This is a genomic window from Burkholderia sp. AU27893, assembly GCF_002223205.1.
Classification (GTDB): Bacteria; Pseudomonadota; Gammaproteobacteria; order Burkholderiales; family Burkholderiaceae; genus Burkholderia.
The window spans coordinates 1,594,981-1,615,965 of record NZ_NKFD01000004.1 but is presented as its reverse complement, the minus strand read 5'-3'; the positions used below and the strand labels follow the sequence as shown (position 1 = coordinate 1,615,965).

13 protein-coding genes and 1 pseudogene are annotated in these 20,985 nt (G+C 63.6%); 9 read left to right on the top strand and 5 right to left on the bottom strand.

Annotated features, from left to right (window positions below):
• Nucleotides 1–2 precede the first annotated feature (2 nt).
• The 5 genes from CFB47_RS27025 (at nt 3) to CFB47_RS40720 (ending at nt 6,642) form a co-directional block, all read left to right on the top strand.
• On the top strand, nt 3–4,802 hold the full coding sequence (locus CFB47_RS27025) for an RHS repeat-associated core domain-containing protein (protein ID WP_089462855.1): 4,800 nt from the start codon (nt 3–5) through the stop codon (nt 4,800–4,802).
• The gene (locus tag CFB47_RS40730) at nt 4,802–5,137 is read left to right on the top strand and encodes a hypothetical protein (RefSeq protein ID WP_143330873.1); all 336 of its coding nucleotides are present in this window, start codon (nt 4,802–4,804) and stop codon (nt 5,135–5,137) included. The genes CFB47_RS27025 and CFB47_RS40730 overlap by 1 nt, the downstream gene beginning before the upstream one ends.
• A 140-nt stretch (nt 5,138–5,277) precedes the next feature.
• On the top strand, nt 5,278–5,448 hold the full coding sequence (locus CFB47_RS41295; RefSeq protein ID WP_179258987.1) for a hypothetical protein: 171 nt from the start codon (nt 5,278–5,280) through the stop codon (nt 5,446–5,448).
• A gap of 26 nt (nt 5,449–5,474) precedes the next feature.
• Nucleotides 5,475–5,810, top strand: a complete 336-nt coding sequence (locus CFB47_RS40725; RefSeq protein ID WP_143330872.1) for a hypothetical protein — start codon at nt 5,475–5,477, stop codon at nt 5,808–5,810.
• A gap of 250 nt (nt 5,811–6,060) precedes the next feature.
• Nucleotides 6,061–6,642 (top strand): hypothetical protein, encoded by a 582-nt coding sequence (locus CFB47_RS40720; protein WP_143330871.1) that lies wholly within the window; start codon nt 6,061–6,063, stop codon nt 6,640–6,642.
• A gap of 415 nt (nt 6,643–7,057) precedes the next feature.
• Here CFB47_RS40720 and CFB47_RS27020 read toward each other — a convergent pair.
• From CFB47_RS27020 to CFB47_RS27010, 3 genes and pseudogenes are all read right to left on the bottom strand, one after another.
• A pseudogene (locus CFB47_RS27020) lies at nt 7,058–7,568 on the bottom strand (PLP-dependent aminotransferase family protein); the annotation flags it as partial.
• 91 nt (nt 7,569–7,659) lie between these two features.
• Complete coding sequence (locus CFB47_RS27015; RefSeq protein ID WP_089462854.1) at nt 7,660–10,545, bottom strand: GH92 family glycosyl hydrolase; 2,886 nt, start codon at nt 10,543–10,545, stop codon at nt 7,660–7,662.
• Between the two features lie 481 nt (nt 10,546–11,026).
• Nucleotides 11,027–12,553 (bottom strand): PLP-dependent aminotransferase family protein, encoded by a 1,527-nt coding sequence (locus CFB47_RS27010; protein ID WP_089462853.1) that lies wholly within the window; start codon nt 12,551–12,553, stop codon nt 11,027–11,029.
• Between the two features lie 271 nt (nt 12,554–12,824).
• On the opposite strand from CFB47_RS27010, the gene CFB47_RS27005 reads away from it, so the two are divergent.
• The gene (locus CFB47_RS27005) at nt 12,825–13,166 is read left to right on the top strand and encodes a GNAT family N-acetyltransferase (protein ID WP_089457932.1); all 342 of its coding nucleotides are present in this window, start codon (nt 12,825–12,827) and stop codon (nt 13,164–13,166) included.
• Nucleotides 13,167–13,210: 44 nt separating this feature from the next.
• Nucleotides 13,211–14,665: a phosphonoacetaldehyde dehydrogenase gene (gene phnY / locus CFB47_RS27000; RefSeq protein ID WP_089462852.1), complete on the top strand. Its 1,455-nt coding sequence runs from the start codon at nt 13,211–13,213 to the stop codon at nt 14,663–14,665.
• Nucleotides 14,666–14,710: 45 nt separating this feature from the next.
• Here the strand turns inward: phnY and CFB47_RS26995 are convergent, their stop codons facing one another.
• Nucleotides 14,711–16,951, bottom strand: a complete 2,241-nt coding sequence (locus tag CFB47_RS26995; protein ID WP_089442834.1) for a TonB-dependent siderophore receptor — start codon at nt 16,949–16,951, stop codon at nt 14,711–14,713.
• Nucleotides 16,952–17,272: 321 nt separating this feature from the next.
• Between CFB47_RS26995 and CFB47_RS26990 the strand changes: the two genes are divergently transcribed.
• The gene (locus CFB47_RS26990) at nt 17,273–18,337 is read left to right on the top strand and encodes an asparaginase (protein WP_089457935.1); all 1,065 of its coding nucleotides are present in this window, start codon (nt 17,273–17,275) and stop codon (nt 18,335–18,337) included.
• An 87-nt stretch (nt 18,338–18,424) separates the two neighbouring features.
• Here the strand turns inward: CFB47_RS26990 and CFB47_RS26985 are convergent, their stop codons facing one another.
• Nucleotides 18,425–19,399: a LysR family transcriptional regulator gene (locus CFB47_RS26985; protein WP_089442832.1), complete on the bottom strand. Its 975-nt coding sequence runs from the start codon at nt 19,397–19,399 to the stop codon at nt 18,425–18,427.
• Between the two features lie 141 nt (nt 19,400–19,540).
• On the opposite strand from CFB47_RS26985, the gene CFB47_RS26980 reads away from it, so the two are divergent.
• A complete protein-coding gene (locus CFB47_RS26980) occupies nt 19,541–20,947 on the top strand; it encodes an aspartate ammonia-lyase (protein ID WP_089462851.1) in 1,407 nt (468 codons plus the stop codon).
• Nucleotides 20,948–20,985: the final 38 nt, after the last annotated feature.

The window sequence follows — 20,985 nt, the reverse complement described above, 5'->3', positions numbered from 1 at the left end:
CCATGACCGGATCTTCGACTGCTGTCGCTCCCCGTCCCCCGCAGTTGGCTGTCGCACCGCTGAACACCATTCACCCGGAAGACATTGCTGCCGCCTCCCGCAAGTTTGATCAGTGGCTGCGGGAGATCAGCGGCGGCGTCGTCACACTGGAACGGGTGAGCAACGTCGCGCAGGGGCTGCCGGTGATCGGTAACGTCATTGCCCTGGTGAGCGTGGCGCTGGGCGTGAAAGCGTTGTACGGCAAGCCGAATGCCGATGCGATGGACTGGGTGGACATCGGTATCGACCTGATCGGTGTCATTCCTGTGCCGCCGACTCTGGCAGCGGCTCGCATGAGCCTCAGGCCGATGCTGGTAGAGGCGCGCCGTGAACTGGCGGTCCAGTTGAAAGCGGCGGCAAAGGGTGCGGTAAAAGTCGAAGCCAACGACGTGCTGGTCGGGCTGCTGGCGTCGCATCTGAATGCGACCATCGTCGGGGACCTGGAAAAGTTCGTGCAGGAGGCGCAGGTTCGACTGGACGCGATGCTCAAGGACGCGGGCGAGTTGCTGGAAAAAATGCTGCTGGACATGGCCCACGGCATGAAGAAGGCGGCGTTGGGTCAGTTGAACGCAGAGGGCAATGCGGCGTTGGCGGCCAAGGAGGCGAGTCAGGCCGCCGAGATTTTTGTCCGCGACCCGGAGGCCAGCCTCAAGAAGGGGCTTTGGTCGTTGTATCACGCGATCAAGGCGAGTGTTGAAACGGTCTCCAACGAGGTGGTGAACGTCACCACCACCAGACAACAGCGTGAGCAGATGGCCGCTGACGTCGACCGGAAAATTCGAGAACTCGCCGGGATGTGCAAGGGGGCACTGGCCACCCTCGCCGATCCACGCGTCGGTGCAATCGCCAAGCTGCTGACCTTGCTGTTGGCGGTGGTTCAAGCGTATCGAAAGAAGCATGCCCGCAAGGGCCAGGGCGCCAACGTCCCTGAAAACAGGAGCGGTCAGGCCTCCCAAAGCCATGGCCAAGGCGCCGTCGACGGGATTCCCGTGCAGGCGGGAGCCAGACAGGATGGCGGCTGCAAGGAGTGTGCAGGGACCATCGGCAGTATCAGCTTCGCACGCGGCGCCGAGCGTATCGATCACGACGACTTCACCTTGCCGGGGCCGTTCCCGTTCACCTGGCGCCGCCAGTATCGGTCGGATCTGGCCGCCTATGACGATGGGCCGATGGGCGCGCGGTGGATCACGCCTTACATGACGCGGTTCGACATCGTGCATAACGATGCACTGCCGGAAAGCCTTCGTTATCACGCGGCGGACGGCCGCACGCATGCGTATCCGCTGCCGAAGGTCGGCGCGTTCCATTACGACGCCATCGAGAACGTGACGCTGGTACGGGTGTCCGATCGGGCCATCACACTGGCGCGCGGCTACGACGCGAAGGAAACCTATGAGCGTCATGGCGCGCATTTCCGGCTGACCAGTATCGTGCTGCGCAACGGCGCGGGATTGGCGATCGCCTATGATCACCCGCAGACCGTGCCCGGCCATACGCTGTTGCCGTCCGATCTGATGTCCTATCACGGGGATGAGGTTGCGATCGATGCCCACGTCCGCGTGGTGCCCGACACGCAGGGGCGTGTGGCGCAGGTTTGGCTGATCGAAGATGGCAAGCCGGTGCGGCAGCTCGCTCACTATATGTTCGATGACGCCGGCGATCTGATCGAGGCCTTCGATGAGAACGACGCAAGCCGAAGCTATACGTATCAGCACCACCTGGTCACGCGCTACACGGACCGCACGGGTCGAGGCATGAACCTGCGCTGGGACGGTGAGCGCGCGACGGCCAGGGCCGTGCGTGAATGGGCCGACGACGGCAGCTACGACACGACGCTGGAGTGGGATCCGAACATTCGCTTGACCTACGTCACCGACGCGCTCGGCCACGAGACCTGGTACTACTACGACATTCTGGGCTACACGTACCGCATCCGGCATGCGGACGGACGTTCGGAATGGCTGTTCCGGGACGACGCGAAGAACATCGTGCGTCACATTCATCCCGACGGCAGCGTCGAGACCTTTACCTACGACGAGCGCAGCAACCCGGTGTCGCATACCCGGGCCGACGGCTACACGGTGTATTTCGCGTACGACGCCCGCGACAACGTGCGCAAGATTCGCGATGGCGAAGGCGGCGTGTGGCTGCGCGACTACAACACCAAGGATCAACTGATCGAGGAAATCGATCCGCTCGGCAACAAGACGGAATACGTCAACAACGCGCTCGGCCAGCCGGTGGAAATCGTCGATGCGAAGGGCGGAAAGAAGCAGCTTGCCTACAGCCCGACCGGCCAGTTGTCGTCATATACCGATTGCTCGGGCAAGACGAGCCGATGGCAGTACAACGGACGCGGGCAACTGGAGCGATTCACCGATGCAGCGGGGAGCGTGACGCAGTATCGCTATGCCGAAGGGCAACTGGCCGAAGTGGTTCGTCCCGATGGCGTCGTCGAGCAATTCGAGCGGGATGCGGAAGGGCGGCTACTGGCTCACGTCGACGGGCTGCTGCGACGAACCGAATGGCGCTATACGCGCGCGGGCCTGATCGCCACGCGCACGGGGGCCAATGGCGAGTCGCTGGGTTATCGATGGGACAAGCTGGGTCGCCTGGAAGCGTTGACGAACGAGAACGGGCGCGAGACGTCGTTTGCGTACGATCCGGTGGGCCGGTTGCTGGCCGAAACGGGGTTCGATGGCAAGACGACCCGCTACCGATACGATCCGGCCTCGGGTGTGCTTCAAGACGTGCTGAGCGGGGAGAAGGGACATCGGGTCACGGCGGTTGGCTTCGATGCGGTTGGCCGGCTGACGTCGCGCCAGACCGGGCAATGGGACGCGGACGCCCGCCAGTGGAAATACGGCGAGCAAGAGCGATTCGCGTACAACGGCAACGGCCAGATGGTCCTTGCGGAGAATGACGCGAGCCGCCTGCAGTGGTTCCACGACGAAGCAGGCAATGTCACGCGTGAACACCAGCACTTCCGCTTCCTGAAGAAAGCGAGTGTCGCGGTGTGGCGCCACGAATACGACGTGCTGAATGAGCGCGTGGCGACGATCCGCCCGGACGGCCACCGGGTGGCGGTTCTGACCTATGGCAGCGGCCATGTGCATGGCGTGCTGCTCGATGACACGGAACTGGTGCAGATCGAACGGGACGCGTTGCATCGCGAGATCGAGCGGGTGCAGGGCAATGGCCTGACCCAGACGCAAGAATACGATGCGGCGGGAAGGCTGCTACGCCAGAAGCTGAAGGTGACCCGGAGCGAAACGCCGGGCGGAAAGCGGCTCATGCAGCGCAGCTACACCTACGACCGCGCGGGTCAGTTGGAACGGATCGAGGACACGCAGAACGGCATGCGGACCTATCGATACGATCCGGTGGGTCGGCTCGTGGCGGCCACCGGCATGCTGGGCGAGGAGACGTTCGCATTCGATCCGGCGAGCAACCTGATGGACGACGCGCAGACGCGGCACTTCGAGGCTGATCCTGCGCGCGGCATACCGGGGTATTCGAGTCGAATCCAGGGGCGCCCGGCGCTGCTGGATAACCTGCTGTGCGAGTATGCGGGCACGCACTATAGGTGGGACGAATACGGCAACCTGATCGAACGCCGGAAAGATGGCGATCGGGCGTGGTTCGAGTGGGACGGCTTCGATCGGCTCGTTCGGTTCGATACCGTCAAGGTGAGCGTGCGTTACTGGTACGACGCGCTAGGCCGGCGGATGGCGAAGGAATCGAATGCGCGGGTTCGGGTCAGTTCGCTCGACGGTAGCGACTACCATGCAATCGAGACGGCGCGGCTCAATGCGGAGTATGGCTATGGTCTGACGCTATATGGATGGGACGGCGATACGCTGGCGTGGGAGAGCGGCAAGGGCGAGCATGGTGGCAATGGCCGCACGACGCACTATGTGTACGAGCCGAACAGCTTCGTGCCGATGGTGCAGGCGACGCATCCGGGATGGATTCCGCTGCACGAACGGCCGGACTATGATGAACATTACGACATCGACCGGGACCCGCTGTGGAGTCGCACGAACCGGCCGGTGGCGTTTGGGCGGATCGGCTATTACCAGTGTGACCAGATCGGCACGCCGCAGGAAGTGACGGACGAGCAGGGTGAGATTGCGTGGAGCGCGCGTTACCGAGCGTGGGGTGAAGCGAAGGAGGTGATCAGCGAGGCGGCGCGCAAGGCGGGTGTTCGGAACCCGATCCGCTTCCAGGGGCAGTACTTCGATCATGAGACGGGGCTGCATTACAACCGGTATCGGTACTACGATCCGCAGAGCGGGCGGTTCATATCTAAAGATCCAATTGGGCTCGCGGGCGGATTGAACGGCTTCCAGTACGCGCCGAATCCGATAAGCTGGATCGATCCGCTTGGGCTCTCTGGCTTCGAGCCGAAAGTTCTAACGAGCGGAACCGTTTTCAGAAATGCGTCTGGAACACCTGATAGTCTGACACCAAGACTGGGGAAAGACACGACTCGTATCGACGGGAAAGAGCCTGGTCTATCGGCGGCGACGTCAGAGGCCGGACTGGATAGCGGGAAATACGTTGTGTTAGACGTGAAAAAGCTTTGCTCGTGTGGCTTACAAGCGACGAATGACAAGCCAAACGGTCACGTAACAATTAGACCCATAAACGATTCTGCTGATTCCAAGTTGACTGATTGGGCTAAATCCAGAGGGAGTGGATCAACACACCCTCTGACAGAAGGTATATTGGGATCGGTCACTGGCAAGGGGAAAAAGTGATGGCAAGCGATATTTGTGACTATTTGGTGAGGTACGTTGAGGCAGTGGAGGTCGAAGTTGGTGAGAAAGTAATGCTCGAATCATCGAGCTCTGGCTTTTATCAAAACATGCTAGGTGGTACGGCGTACGTGAGTTTCTATCCAAGCGAGATCGATCTAACACTTGATCTAAATGGTGCGGAAGGACTGTACGAGCTGACTGCCGACTTAACACGTCAGGATGGGAGAGTTGTTGTTGGAGATATTTTTAAATTCAGTGGTAATGCTGAGCACTTAAAGGAAAATCTCGGCAGAATTTTTAATGATTTGGTGAGGTTGATTTCGGATCGTCTGTAGGAGACCCGCAGTGAAACGCCGGGCGGAAAGCGGCTCGTGCAGCGCAGCTACACCTACGATCGCGCGGGTTGGCTGGAGCGGATCGAGGACACGCAGAACGGCATGCGAACCTATCGCCCCGATCCGGGGGGCGGCTCGTGGTGGCCACCGGCATCTTCGGTGAAGAGACGTTCGCATTCGATCCGGCGAGCAACCTGCTGGACGACGCGCAGACGCAGCACTTCGAGCCCGATGCTGCGCGTGGCATGCCGAGGTATCCGAGTCGAAAAGTGCCGTCGTTCGTATCTTGGTACGCCGAGCGGGAAGATTAAGGTTTACACAGTGACCGGAGGCGAGCGTGAACCATAGAGATGACAAGATTGAAAATCTGGTTAATAAGTATCCGGGGGATTTCTCTTTTTCGGGGAGGTGTTTTGAGGTCATTTATTTTGCGGCATCTGAATTTTTGAAATTCTCGAAAGGTGAATGGCCTCTGGGGAATTATGAAATTGAAATTGGATTTAACGATGGGGAAACTCTCATGTCCATTTCGTTTATTCCGGTCTCGGTGCATGAGGTTGAGGGTGTGCCCTTTGGAATTTCCAATCAAGGAATGTACGGAAACGGGCGTGGGGTGAAATACATATATGATGTTATTGAGCAAAAGTTAATAAGGTCGGTTTATATGCGTTAATATAATGAAATCTGGAGGGCGAGGGCGCGCGAATAGTTTCGGAAGTGGTAGGCGCCAAGCGTCAGATGTGCTGCTGGTAACACGAGAGGATCCTTGATTATAAAGTCGCGCATGGTGGAAAGGGGGCAGAAGACACGGCGACCTGAGAAAAATCGGAGGTAACTAAAGCTCCCGCCGTATTTATCAAGGATTGAACTCCATGTGGAATATGGTAAATTATTAAGTCTGCTTTAATCTACCAAGGACTACTGTGAAAAAACTGTCGCTTCGCCATATATCGATCATTGGAATTATTTCGCTTGTCAATCTGACCGTCGTGGTTCACTCTGCTGACCTTGGCGCCAAGGCCTTGAGCGCTGCACTGTGTAAGCCAGCCTATTCAATCGCCGTTGCAGACGCGTTGTATAGGGAGGTAGAAAAATCTGCCAAGGCTGAAATGTATTCGGGTGCGGCGATCTACTCACTGCCCAATGCCAGCGAGCATGACGGCTTCACTGCGAGGCAACTCTTCGTGGCGGGTACTTCGATCGGCGTTTTGATCGATGGAGAGAGAGCTGATGCACTTGCTGCAAAATATCAACTTGTCAAGGAAGATGCTGGTATTTTGATGGGGTATAAGGAAAATAATCGATACGCGACGTATAACCAATATACAAAGGGCTATGCTCGTTCGATAGCTATTGATGGCAAAAGTCAGGTCTTCATCTATGGGGTTCCCGGAACGATAATGATTGCCGCTCGTGAAAGCAAGGCGTTTCCTGGAAAGACGATACTTGCCTGTGAATTTCTCAGTAACTATGGCCGAGATAATGCAAAGGCAATAGGTCGTTAAGCGGTCGATCTTGTATGGTGTGGGTGCCTATAGGAAATTAAGATGATTTGAGGCGATTGTTGACCTTAAAAAAATCCCGCCGAAAAAATGGCCTTTTGAGTTATGAGGTTAGCCTCTGTCAATGTATGTTAGGTTTGGTGATTTGGATTGATTTTCTTGATTTACAATTAAATAATTTCTCACGCTTCGAGGGGCGATGGAGATTTATGCGGAAACACCCCTGGTTTTGCCACTAGAGTACATCGATGGCTACAGGAGAGTTTCTGTAGACGCCCGTGAAGAAGACGATTTCGGACAGACTCCGCCTTGCCGAAAGCCAAGGCGGGGTGTGTCGTTCTCCAAAGAATACGCACTCGGGAGCACCGTTGAGAATGGCAGTGTGCTGAGGGGGCATCGCTGATTTCAAGCCTAAGGCGGCCCGTACGCCCGGCTCAATCCGCTCAGCGGAATCGCGGAAAACCCTATCCAGAAACATCGACGCGCATTGCTGTCGTCGTTCATGAAGAACACGCAGCGCCGCTCGATCAGGATGCCGGCTTCCTGTGCATCGGCCGCGAGGTGCGTCGCGTCCAGCCAAGGCGGGCCTTCGACCAGACACGGGGCGCTGCCCGTCACCAGCGCGTGTCGCACTTCCGGCAGATGCGCGTCGAGCGCGGCTTTCCACACCGGCAAGCGCTCGCCGTACGTACGCGCGAGCCGGCGCAGCAACATGTCGTGGTGGCCGAGCGCGAGAAAGGTCGCGAACGCGCGTTTGATGTACAAAACCGGATGTTTCCCCATCAGCCGCCGCAGCGCACGCAGGACGCGACTCAGCTCGCGCGGCCCGACCACGTAGCCGAGCGACAGACCCGGCGCGAACGGCTTCGACAGGCTGCCGACGTAGATACGCGGGTGCCCGTATAGAGGCTCTTCAGTGCCGAAGAAGGTGCAGTCGTCTCGGAGACCGCACGGCAGCAGCGCTGGCCGGCGAGGGGATACATCGGAAGGCCCGATGCATCCCCGGCGGTCAGGCCGGCATCAGGAAGCCGTCATCCCGATCCCGAACACGTGCATCTTGCCGGCGCTCACCTGGCGCGGCAGCACGATGCTCGTCACCACCTTGCCGGGCGGCACCGGAATCTTCTGCGCGAAGATGTAGGTCTTCACGTTGTCCTGCTGGCCGCTGCCCGAATTGCGGTACGCCATCGTGACGGCGATCGCCGCGCTGGCATGCGCGCTGCCGCCATTCAGCGTCCAGTCGTCGAAAGCCAGCGTAACAGCCTGACTCGATCCATCCGCAAAATTCAGCTGCGCCGTGCCGCTGCTCGGGCCATTGTTGGCCGAGCCGAGCACCACCACGCCGGTGCCGGCCGATCCCGGCGGCAGCATCACGGTCTGGCCGACGGTCACGGTGTTGTCGAGCGAGAGCGGCCCGCCCGCCACCGCGACGCTCGCGCCGGCCACCGCGAACGGCTTGCCGGGCTGCACGCCCGCCGCTGCCAGCGCATTCAGCGAGTAGCTGAACAGGCTGCCGTCGAAGTCCGCGCCCTGGCCGTCGGCATTGGTCGCGCCGTCCGCGCTGAAGCCGCGATTGTTGTAGCTGTCGACCGCGTTGACCGCCACCGGCACGCCGAACGACGGCGGCTGTTTCCGGCTGCCCCATTGCGACGGCGTGCTGCCCATCGCGAAGTGCAGCGTCGCGCCGTTCGCGATGTCGTCGTAGGCGACCCACGGCACATCGTGGGCGCGACCGTTGATCGACAGCGACTGCACATAGCTGGACGCAGGCGCGCCCTCGGCGCGAATCCGCCACGTGCGGCCGTTGCCGAGCCGCACATCGATCTGCGGGAACTGCGGACTGCCGATCGCCAGGCCCGCCACGCCGGGGATCTGCGGATACAGGCCCAGCGCACCCCACACATACCAGCCCGACACGGCGCCGAGGTCGTCGTTGCCGGGCAAGCCGTCGGGGCCGGTGCCGAACGCGCTGGCGAGGATCTGCTGCACCACGCGCTGCGTGCCCGACGGCTGTCCGGCCCAGTTGTAGAGCCAGGGCACCTCGAAGGTCGGCTCGTTGCCCATGTAGAAGTTGGGCAGGCTCAGGCCGGCATTGAGCACCGTGAAGAACTGGTCGAGCCGCGACGTCACCGCCGCATTGCCGCCCAGCTGCGCGAACAGGCCGGCACCGTTGTACGGCACCATCCACGTGTACTGCTCGGCATTGCCTTCCACGTAGTTGTCGCCGCTGCTCGGCGTCTCGGGAATCCACGCGCCGTTCGACTGGCGCGCCGCGATCAGCGGCGGCGTCAGCGCGGTATTGAGCAGGTTCTGCCAGTAAGCCGAGCGGCTCAGCAGCATGCGCTGCGTCGCGGTATCGCCGAGCGCGCCGGCGAAGCGCGAGATCGCGAAATCGCTGTTCGTGTATTCGAGCGTGGACGAAGCCTGTCCCCACTCGCCGTTGGTGATGTAGCCGGTCTGCAGGTAGCTCGCGCGGCCACCGTTGGTGGTCACGTTGTTGCAGGCCGTGCCGGGGATGTTCGCCATCTTCACCATGTGCTGCAGCGCGGACCGCGTATCGAAGCGCCGCGCGCCGAACGCATACGCGTTCGAGACGATCAGCGAACCGGCGTCGCCCGGCATCACGCCGTCCTCGACGTTGTCGTTGACCCAGTGCGGAATCGCGCCGCACTGGTCCGCGTCGTTGATCAGCGACTGGATCATGTCGCTGGTCTCGGACGGGTTGAGGATCGACTTCAGCTGGATCAGCGAGCGGTAGATGTCCCAACCCGAGAACGACGAATACTGGGCCTGCTGGCCCTTGGCGACCTGGTGCACGGTGTTGTCGAAGCCGATGTACTGGCCGTTCACGTCACTGAAGATGCTCGGTGCCCAGAGCGCGTGATAGAGCGCCGTGTAGAACTTTTTCTTCGCGTCGAGCGTGCCGCCCGCCAAGCGGATGCTGTTGAGGCGGTCGTTCCAGATGCGGTCGGCCTGCGTGCGGACGCCCGCGAAGTCCCAGCCGCGATTTTCCGCGTCGAGGTTGGCTTTCGCGTTGGCGACGCTGACGTAGGAGAGCCCGATCTTCATCCTGACCGTCTGGCCCGAGCGGAAGCCCAGTTGAGCCACGCCGTGCGAAATCGACGCCGACGTGAAGGCCTGGTCGAAGGCGGCGTAGAAGTAGACGGGCACCGGCACCGAGTTGCCGCAGAAGCCGCCGCCGATCGTGCTGCCGGAGATGGCGCTGTCGGAAACTTGCGTGATGGCGCCGGTGGTCGAGGTCTTGGTGTTGGTGCGGGTCGCGTCGAGTACCAGCAGCGCGGGTTTGCCGGCCGGGTACGCGAATTGGCCGAAGCCGGTGCGCAGCGTAGCGGTCAACTCCACCTTGATCTGCGAGTCGAGCAGCACGGAATAGTAGCCGGGCCTGGCCGTTTCGTTCGCATGACTGAAGGTTGGCGCGAGCTGCGTCGGGTCGGTGGTCGGCATGACCGGAAATTCGCCGTTGTTGCCGCTGCAGCCGGCACCCGGCATGTGCGTCAGGCTGAAACCCTGGATCGAGTGGATGTCGTAGTAGTAGCCGGCGGGCGAGTTCGGCTCCTGGCTGTTGCTCGGCGCCGGCGTGGTGTTGGTGTCGGGCGCCCACTGCACCATGCCCGACGGCAGGCCGGCGGCCGGTTCGACGCTGCCGGCCTGTCCCGCCGGCACCGGGTTCGGCGAATTGCTCGCGAGCGTGCCGATCAGCGGATCGACATACTGCGTCAACGACAGGTTGCGGTTGTCATCGAGATTGGTCGTATCGGCCGCGGCATCCGACGGGCGTGCCGCCAATACCGACGCCGCGGTTCCGTCGCTGCCGTCACCGCCTCCGCACCCGCTCAATGCGCACGCCGCGGCCAGGATTGCCGCGAGCGTCGTGAATCGAATCATGATCGCCCCTCCGGTTGTCCACCCACTTTTTTAGTTGGCAATCCAGTCGATCGAACCGTTGCTGCGTCGTCGCTTGTTGCCGTCTTTCAGCGTCGTAACACTAGGATTTGGACGAATCCGTTGTCAATCGGATTTGGAGAGTTGTAATGTTTTTATTGGATTTACTAAACGAATCGAAACGCAATGAATTCAGGCGACGACGTGTTGAAGTCGCACTGTATCGGCGTGTGGGAGCGAGTGGCGTAGGCGGAGTTCGATGAGGCAGCGGAACATCACCTGTTGGTCGAAGCGATGCGTCTTGTGCTCACGTCTGCGGTTCATCGATACCCGACGAGGCGGTCAGCAAGCATGTGGCCGTGAGTCACGCTGCAGGATGACTCGCGGCCGATCGTTGAAACTGTTTTTCCAGCTGCAGCGCGCAAAACATGCGTGCTTCCAGGTGAGTGCGCCGTGTCGGCGCACGACGCCTTTTCGCCGCCGGTCAGGCCCCCGGACGTTGCGAACGCACGCATTGCGCGAGCGCCCGCACGCCCGGTTCGATCCGCTCGAGCGGGATCGCGGAAAACCCCATCCGGAAGCAGCGCCGCGCGTCGCCTTCATCGTTCATGAAGAACACGCTGCCCGGCTCGATCAGGATGCGGGCTTCCTGTGCATCGGCGGCGAGGCGCGTCGCATCGAGCCACGGCGGCCCCTCGACCCAGCACGACGCGCCGCCCGTCACCGGCACGTAGCGCGCTTCCGGCAAGTGCGCATCGAGCGCGGCCATCAGCGCCTGCGAGCGCTCGCTGTACGCATGCGCGAGCCGGCGCAGCAGCGCGTCGTGATGGCCGAGCGCGAGAAAGGTCGCGAATGCGCGCTGGATATACGCAACCGGGTGGCGCACCATCAGCCGCCGCAGCGCGCGCAGTTCGCGGATCAGCTCGCGCGGCCCGACCACGTAGCCGAGCCGCAGCCCCGGCGCGAACGTCTTCGACAGGCTGCCGACGTAGATCACGCGGTCGGCCGTATCGAGGCTCTTCAGCGCCGGATGCGGCGTGCCGGAGAACGTGTTCTCGCTCTCGTAGTCGTCCTCGATGATCACGAAGTCATGCTGCTGCGCGCAATCGAGCAGTGCGCGGCGGCGTTCGACCGGCATCGTCGCGGTAGTCGGGCACTGGTGGCTCGGCGTCACGTACACGTAGTCGCAGCGCGAGAGCGTCGCGCCGAGCGCGTCGGGCGCGATCCCGTGGCCGTCGACGGGCAGCGGCAAGAGCCGTGCGTTGCGGTTCTCGAAGATGTTGCGCGCATCCGGATAGCCGGGGTTCTCGAAACCGACCGTCGTGTGCTTGCCGCACAGCAGGTCCGCGATCAGGTACAGCGCCTGCTGGCAGCCGTTCGTGACGACGATCTCGTCCGGCATCGCGAACACGCCGCGCCGCGGCAGCACGCGCGTGCGGATCTGCTGGATCAGCGATTCGTCGTCGCGTTCGATCAGGTCGGGCGCCCAGTTGCGGATCTCCATCACCGACAGCGCCTTCAGGCAGCATTCGCGCCAGTCGTTGGTCGGAAACAGCGACTGGTCGAATTGCCCGTAGATGAACGGATATTCGTAATGCTGCCAGTTCGCGGGTTTCACGATGTTGCGCTGCCTCGACGGCGGATGCGCGATGCGCTTGTCCCATGCCGGGCGGCCTGGAGCTTCTTCGCTGCCGCCCGGCTGCACAGTGGGCTTGGCGGCCGAGAAGCCGGGCACGCCCTCGAGCATCTTCGGGTTCACGAAGTGCCCGCTGCGTTCGCGCGAGATCAGGTAGCCCTCTTCGACGAGCATCTGGTACGCGAGCACTACGGTGTTGCGCGCGACGCCGAGCTGGTCGGCGAGCTCGCGGCTCGACGGCAGCGCGGCATCGGGCGCGAGCTGGCCGTCGAGGATCGCGGCCACGAGCATCCGCCGGATCTGGTCCTGCAGGCTCGACGCCGACGACCGCCGGAACTGCTGGGCCCATAAGGCGGTCGGGGTACGACTCGGCATGCTTCCTCCTGTGATCGGTACGGGAAACGCGAGGCGGTGCGCGTGGCGTGCGTGCGGCCCGCGAGGGGCGCGATGTCGCGAGAATACGCGCGCCGCGCCGCGGATGTGGACTCAATGAAAGGTACCGTCTGGCACTACTGCGCGCCGACGTGGCAAGACGATACTCAAACCGTCGCCGCTGGACGATCCGGATTAGTCCCCGGGTCGCGGGCGCAGGGAGGCGTGCGCGCATCGCGTTCGCCTGCAACGGGATGCCAGGGAGAGGCGCGCCATGCACGTCGTCGTGTTCAGGGATCGCTGCGAACGCGTGATCCGCATCGTGTTCGACGATGCACGTGCGACGGCGGTCGCGTATCGTGACGACGAGGCGATCGGCGAACTCGGCATCGACGACGACAGTGGCGGTGCGGTGCGATCGCCGTCGCTCACGCGGCTGTACGTCGAACCCGCGTATCGGCGCAGCGGCATCGCGCACACGCTACTCGCGTGCGCGTCGCGCGAATTCGGGCGGCCGATCCGCATCGATGCCCTTGCGCGTGAATGGCCCGATACGCCGGCCTGGGCGACGCTGTGCCGCTGCCTCGAATACGAAGGGCTGGTGGTGGTGCGCTAACCGAAAGCGTGACCACGATCACGCTGCATCAAGACGGAGAAGACATGAGCACGGTCCTGAAGCCGATTCCCGCATCCGACGTGCGACACGAAGCGCTGCGCATCGACGGGCAGCGCGTGTGGCGCGACGCGGTCATCGACGTGCGCAACCCGTACGACGGCGCGCTGGTCGGCACCGTGCCGAAGGCGACGCTGGACGACGTGCGGCGTGCCTTCGCGGTTGCACGCGCTTATCGGCCGACGCTCACGCGTTACGATCGCGCGGCGATCCTGCGCCGTGCGGCCGACATCGTGCGTGCGCGCACGGCCGAGATTGCAGCGCTGATCACGGCCGAGGCCGGCCTGTGCATCAAGGATTCGACGTACGAAGCGGGGCGCGTGGCCGACGTGCTGACGTTCGGTGCCGGTGAAGTGCTGAAGGACGACGGTCAGATCTTCTCGTGCGACCTGACCCCGCACGGCAAGAAGCGCCGCGTGTACACGCAGCGCGATCCGCTGCTCGGCGTGATCTCGGCGATCACGCCGTTCAATCACCCGATGAACCAGGTCGCGCACAAGATCGTGCCGTCGGTGGCCACCAACAACCGGATCGTCGTGAAGCCGTCGGAGAAGGTGCCGCTGTCGTGCTACCTGTTCGCGGACATCCTGTACGAAGCCGGCCTGCCGCCGCAGATGCTGCAGGTGCTCACCGGCGACCCGAAGGAGATCGCCGACGAGTTGATCACGAACCCGGCGATCGATCTCATCACGTTCACGGGCGGCGTGTCGATCGGCAAGTCGATCGCGTCGCGCATGGGCTACCGCCGCGCGGTGCTCGAACTCGGCGGCAACGATCCGATCATCGTGATGGAAGACGCCGATCTCGACGAAGCGAGCACGCTAGCGGTGTCGGGTTCGTACAAGAACTCAGGGCAGCGCTGCACGGCAATCAAGCGGATGCTCGTGCACGAGGCGGTGGCCGATCGCTTTACGGAACTCGTGGTCGAGAAAACGCGTGCGTGGTCGTACGGCAATCCGTCCGATCCGTCGGTCGACATGGGCACGGTGATCGACGAGGCCGCCGCGAAGTTCTGCGAGCAGCAGGTGAACGACGCGATCGCGCGCGGCGCGCGGCTGCTGGTCGGTAACGTCCGCGACGGCGCGCTGTATTCGCCGACGGTGATCGATCGCGTGACGCCCGACATGCCGCTCGTGAAATACGAAACCTTCGGCCCCGTGTCGCCGATCATGCGCTTTCGCGACATCGACGAAGCGATCCGGATGTCGAACAGCACCGACTATGCGTTGTCGTCGTCGGTCTGCACGAACCGCTTCGATCACATCACGCGCTTCATCACCGAGCTGGAAGTCGGCAGCGTGAACGTGCGCGAAGTGCCGGGCTACCGGCTCGAGCTGACGCCGTTCGGCGGCGTGAAGGATTCGGGGCTCGGTTACAAGGAAGGCGTGCAGGAAGCGATGAAGAGCTTCACGAACGTGAAGACGTATTCGCTGCCGTGGTGAGCGCAGCGGGGAAGGGCGCATCGCGCCCGCCCGCCGCCAACCGCATTACTGATAGAAGTTGAGCGTGACCATCGCCGAACGGCCCGGCGCCCACGTCGCGTAGATCGGATACGCGCTCGAGTAATACTTCTTGTCGAACAGGTTCTGCACGTTGAGTTGCACGTCCATCGTCTTGTTCACGCGCCACGTCGCGGCTGCGTCGAAGCGTGCGTAGCCGGGCGTCCATTTCTTCGTCGTCGCCGATACCGACGCATAGGTTTGGCTCATCACCGTCGCACCGGCGCCGAGCGTGAGCTTCGGCATCACGTCGTAGCTCGTCCACAGCGTGAAGTTGTGCTTCGGCACCATCACCATCGGCAGCCCCGACGCGCCCGGGCTGCCGGGGCCGGCATCGGTCGTGATCGCGTTCAGGTACGAGTAGCCGCCGAACACGTGCCACTTCGGGCTCAGGTTGCCCGCGAAGCCGAATTCGACGCCGCGCACGCGCTGCTTGCCCGCGTTGACCGTGTGACCGAGGCCGTCGCTCACGCGTGCGTTGGTCTTCTCGGTCTGGAACAGCGCCGACGTCAGCGACAGCTGATCCTGCAGCACATCCCACTTCGCGCCGATCTCGATGTTGCGCGAGCGTTCCGGCGCGAGATCCTGGTTCGTCGCGGTGATCTGGTCGGTGCCGCCGCCGAGGCCGCCGTTCGAACCCGGCGGGTTCGACGACGTGCCGTACGACGCATACAGGCTCACGTTGCTCACCGGCTTGAACACGAGGCCGAACTGGTAGCTGAACAGGTTCGACGTGTTCGACAGGTCGGCCACGCCGGCCTGCTTGCCGGTCGTGTCATAGCGGTCGAAACGCAGCCCCGTGTTGAACTGCCAGCGCTCGGACAGCTTCACGGTATCGAAGAGGTACGCGGAAACCGTGTCGGTGCGCGTGTTCGTCGTCGCGCCGGGGAAGCCCTTGTCGCCGTTCAGCACGATGTTGCCGGTCCACGGCATGTTCGGGTTCCAGCCGCCCGCGAGCGGCGTGCAGTTGCCGGCCACCGAGCACGGGCCGCCCGAGCGGATGTTGTTGCCGGCCGAATCCGACACGAGGTAGCCCTCGTAGCGCGCCTGCTCATGGCTGAACTCGACGCCGGCCGTCATCGTGTGCTTCATGCCGAACAGGCTGGCGCTGCCGGTCACTTCGGTCTGGTTCGAGAAGCCGTTGAGCGCGTACTTGCCGCTCTTCGCCTGCAGGCTCAGCATGGCCGGGTTCGACGCGAGGATCTGCGGGTTCGTCGCGACGTAATCGAGCGTCGAGCGGCCGAACATCGTCGTGTTCTTCAGCTTCCAGTCGTCATTGAGCTTGTGCTCGACGCGCACCTGGGCGGTGTCGGTCTGCCCGTAGCGGTAGTCGCGCGTGTTCAACCCGAAGAACTGCCCGCGATCGGTCGGCACCGGCGTGCCGCCCGACGCGCGGAACGGCACGCTGAAGTCCGGCATGTCGTACGAGTTCATGTGGTAGTAGCTGACCGTGACCGTGGTCGGCGTGTTCAGCCCGAACACGATCGACGGCGCGACGCCCCAGCGCTTGTTGTACACGTCGTTGCGGCCGGCCTGGTTCGCGTCGTGACCCATCACGTTCAGGCGCACGGCCGTCGTGTCGTTGATCTTGTGGTTTGCGTCGACCGTCGCGCGCTTGTAGCCGTCGGTGCCGAAGCCGATGCTGCTGTTGATGAAGTTGTCGTTCTTCGGCGTCTTCGTGACGATGTCGATGCTGCCGCCCACCGAGCCGCGGCCCGCGTAGACCGAGTCGGGGCCCTTGATCACGCTGATCTGCTCGACCGCGAACGTTTCGCGGTTCTGCAGCCCCGAGTCGCGCATCCCGTCGACGAAGATCGAGTTGCGCGATTCGAAGCCGCGGATCACCGGGCGATCGGCCGACGGGTTCGCGGCCGCATCGCCGCCGAGGAACGTGATGCCCGGCACCGTGCGCAGCGCGTCCGCGAACGACGTGACGTTCTTTTCCTTGATGAGTTGCTCCGGGATCACCGTGACCGAGCGCGGCGTGTCGAGCAGCGGCGCGGTGAACTTGTACGACGGCGAACGCTTCACCTGCATGTCCGACGGCGCGGTCGACTTGACGTTGATCGTCGGGAGCGTCGCCTGCACGTCGGCGGACGGGGCCGGCTGATCGGCGGCGGGTGCGGGAGCAGGGGCGGTTTCGGCGGAAGCGAGCAGCGGGGTCAGGAACACGGAGCAGGTCAGCGCCGACACGAGGGCGCGAGGCCTCGTCTTGAACTGGGCGGGCATATCGAGAGGCAGCAGAAAATTCGGTGAGCGGGCGCGTCTTCTCGATGCCGGGCGGCAGCACGGAACATCGGAAAACGTCAATGTAAATGCGTATGATTCGCGTTTGCGGTCGCAATTGTACGGATTGGTACTAATTCTGTAAACGATCGAATGGGTTTTGTACTAATTTGGTCAGGCTTTCGTGGGGGACGGATTGCCTTTGCGTGGCGTGCAACACCACTTTCCATCACCGGCCAATGCGCGGCGGCGGGGACTCGATACACTGCCGTACCGGTTGGACGGGCCCCGGCAAGCAGGCCCCGAGCATGGAGACAACACACGATGGACACCCAACGCGCAGCAGTCGTCACGTACCGAGGCGATGCGATCGAGAACACGCACGTCGCCCATGTGGCGGTGGTCGATGCACGCGGCAGGTTGCTGGCCCGGTTCGGCGATCCGTTCCGGATGACGCTCGCGCGCTCGGCGGCCAAGCCGGCGCAGGCGCTGTCGGTGATCGAGACGGGCGCGCCCGAGCGTTTCGGCTTCGACGATGCGGATATCGCGCTGATGTGCGCGTCGCACAGCAGCGAGGACCGGCACATCGAACGCACGCGCGCGATGCTCGCCAAGGTCGCCGCGCACGAATCGGACTTGCGTTGCGGCGGCCATCCGCCGTTGTCGGACGCGGTGTACCGCGCGTGGATCAAGCGCGACTACACGCCGACCGGCGTGTGCAGCAACTGTTCGGGCAAGCACGTCGGGATGCTGGCCGGCGCGCAGGCGATCGGCGCCGCGATCGCCGATTACCATCTGCCCGAGCATCCGATGCAGGTACGCGTGAAGCACGTGGTGGCCGATGCGTGCGGGCTGCGCGACGACGAGGTCGAGTGGGGCATCGACGGGTGCAACCTGCCGACGCCGGCGTTTTCGCTGGACCGGCTCGCGCGGCTTTACGCGTCGCTGGCCGACGGGGCGGACACGGTGGAAGCGGGCGGAGGGGACATCACCGGTCGCGTGCGCGCGCTGGCGCGCATTCATCATGCGATGACCGCGTATCCGGAGCTGGTTGCCGGCGAAGGGCGCTATTGCACGGTGCTGATGAACGCGTTCGACGGGCAGGTGGTCGGCAAGCTCGGCGCCGATGCGTGCTACGGGATCGGCGTGCGGGCGTCCGAGCGCACGCGGGCGCTGGGCGCCGACGGCGCGCTCGGCATCTCGGTGAAGATCGAGGACGGCAATCTCGACGTGCTCTACATGGTCGTCAGCGAACTGCTCGAGCGGCTGCAGATCGGCACGGCCGAGCAGCGCGCGCCGCTGGCCGGCTTCCACCGGCCGCGGATGCTCAACACGCAGGGTGTCGAGATCGGGCACGTCACGTTCCCATTCGAATTGCAGGCGGCCTGAACGGCGCGGATGCACGGCCGCGCGGCTGCCGGTGGTCCGCGACGCGGGCCGTGCGCAGCGGCGCGAACCTGACCCAGGGCGCGTGCGCTACACGCTCGCGCCGCGAATCTTCGCCAGCTCCAGCGCCGACAGCTCGCCGATATGCGCGAGGTGTTCCGCGAGAAAGTCCTTCAGCACGCGTAGCTTCGCCGAGCTGCGCCGGTTCGCCAGGTACGCGATGTAGATATATTCGCCGGTCAGCCGGTTCTGCAGCCGGTAGCGCGGCAGCACGGCTTCGAGCCGGCCGCTCGCGAGCAGGTCGCGCACCAGCCAGATCTCGAACTCCGCGATGCCGAGCCCCGCGCAGGTCGCTTCGAGCAGCAGCTCAGAATGGTCGGTGACGAGGTTGCCGGCCGGCAGCACGCTGTGATGCGCGTCGCCGCTCACGAGATCCCAGCGCGGATCGCCTTCCGGATGCACGTAGCGCAGGCAGTTGTGTTGCTTGAGGTCGTCCGGTGTGGCCGGGCGCCCGCAGCGGTCGAGATAGCCGGGCGTCGCGCACAGGATGCTGTCGTTGCGTGACAGGCGGTGGACGACGAGATTGTCCAGGTAGTTCTCGCCCTCGTGAATGTCGAGATCGAAGCCGCCGGCCACGAGGTCGTTGTGGTTGTCGGTGAGCCGCACGTCGAGCTGGATCGTCGGGTAGCGCGCGAGGAACGGTGCGACCAGCGGCGCGAGATGGCGGCGGCCGAACGCCACCGGCGCGGTGAGCTTCAGCGGGCCGCTCGGCTGCGCATTCAGCTCGGCGACCACGCGCAAGGTGTCGTCGAGATCGGCGATCAGCGTGACGGCGCGTTCCAGGTAGATATGGCCGGCTTCCGTGAGCGTCACGCTGTGCGTGGAGCGGTGCAGCAGCGCGACGCCGAGCGCCTCCTCGATCGCCGTGACCTTGCGTGCGACGGTGGACGTCGACACGTGCATCTCCTTGGCGACCGCCGAAAAACTCCCCGTTTCGACCACCCTGACGAACGCGCGCATCGCGCCCATGTGATCGATGCCGGTTTCCCTTGCGCCTTTTTTCATTCGAGTCTCGTTGTTGCGTCCCACGCAAAACCGCTTTCGATAATACAGAAGTGAGGTTGTTTTTGCAAAGGCATAGAATGCGAACCCGTCGCATCGGGAAGCGACGCACGACGAGCGGCACGAGACACCCAGGAGGGCACGATGGCAGAAAACGGCTTCCGCGTCGAAGCGGATCTTTTAGGTAAGCGAAGCATTCCGAACGAGGCCTACTACGGCGTCCATACGCTGCGCGCGAAGGAGAATTTCGACATTTCGGGCCGCACCATCGCGTCGCTGCCGTACCTCGTGATGGCGCTCGCCGCGGTGAAGGAAGCCGCGGCCGACGCGAACTGCGAACTCGGGCTGCTGCCGCAGCCGCTGCGCGATGCGATCGCCGCCGCGTGCGTCGAGATCCGCGAAGGGCGCCTGCACGACCAGTTCGTCGTCGACATCATCCAGGGCGGGGCCGGCACGTCGACCAACATGAACGCGAACGAGGTGATCTGCAACCGCGCGCTCGAAATCATGGGCCACGCGCGCGGGCAGTACGAATACCTGCATCCGAACGAGCACGTGAACCTCGCGCAGAGCACCAACGACGTCTATCCGACCGCGATCCGCGTGGCGACCTGCTTCGCGGTCGAGCACCTGCTCGAAGCGATGGCGCGCCTGCGCGATGCGTTCGCGGAGCGCGCCGACGCGTTCGCCGGCTTGCTGAAGCTCGGCCGCACGCAGCTGCAGGACGCGGTGCCGATGACGCTCGGCCAGGAGTTCTCGACCTACGCGGTGATGCTGACGGAAGACATCGCGCGCCTGCAGGAAGCCGGCTGGCTGATTCGCGAGATCAACCTCGGCGCGACCGCGATCGGCACGGGGATCACCGCGCATCCGCAGTACGCGGAGAAGGCGCTCGCGGCGCTGCGCCGCATTACCGGGCTCGACCTGAGCACCGCGCCGAACCTCATCGAAGCGACCCAGGATTGCGGCGCGTTCGTGCAGGTGTCGGGCGTGCTCAAGCGGATCGCCGTGAAGCTGTCGAAGATCTGCAACGACCTGCGGTTGCTGTCGAGCGGCCCGCGCGCGGGGTTCGGCGAGATCAACCTGCCGCCCGTGCAGGCCGGCTCGTCGATCATGCCGGGCAAGGTGAATCCGGTGATCCCGGAAGTCGTCAACCAGGTTGCCTTCGAGGTGTTCGGCAACGACCTGACCGTGACCTTCGCGGCCGAGGCCGGGCAGCTTCAGTTGAACGCGTTCGAGCCGGTGATCGCCAGCGCGCTGTTCCGCAGCTTCAGCCACCTGACGGCCGCCTGCACGACGCTCGCGCAGCGGTGCGTGAGCGGCATCACCGCGAACCCCGAGCGGCTGCGCGAAACGATGGAGCGCTCGGTCGCGCTCGCGACCGCGCTGAACCCGTACATCGGCTACAAGCGCGCGACCGCCGTGGCGGCCGAAGCGCACGCGACCGGCAAGTCGATCCGCGAGGTCGTGCTGGAGCGCGAGTGGATGACCGCTGCGCAAGTCGACGAAGCGCTGCAACCCGAAGCGCTGATCCGGCCGCGCGTGCTTTGACGCCGGCCGCGCGGGCCGCCGGGGCGTGACGCCGGCGG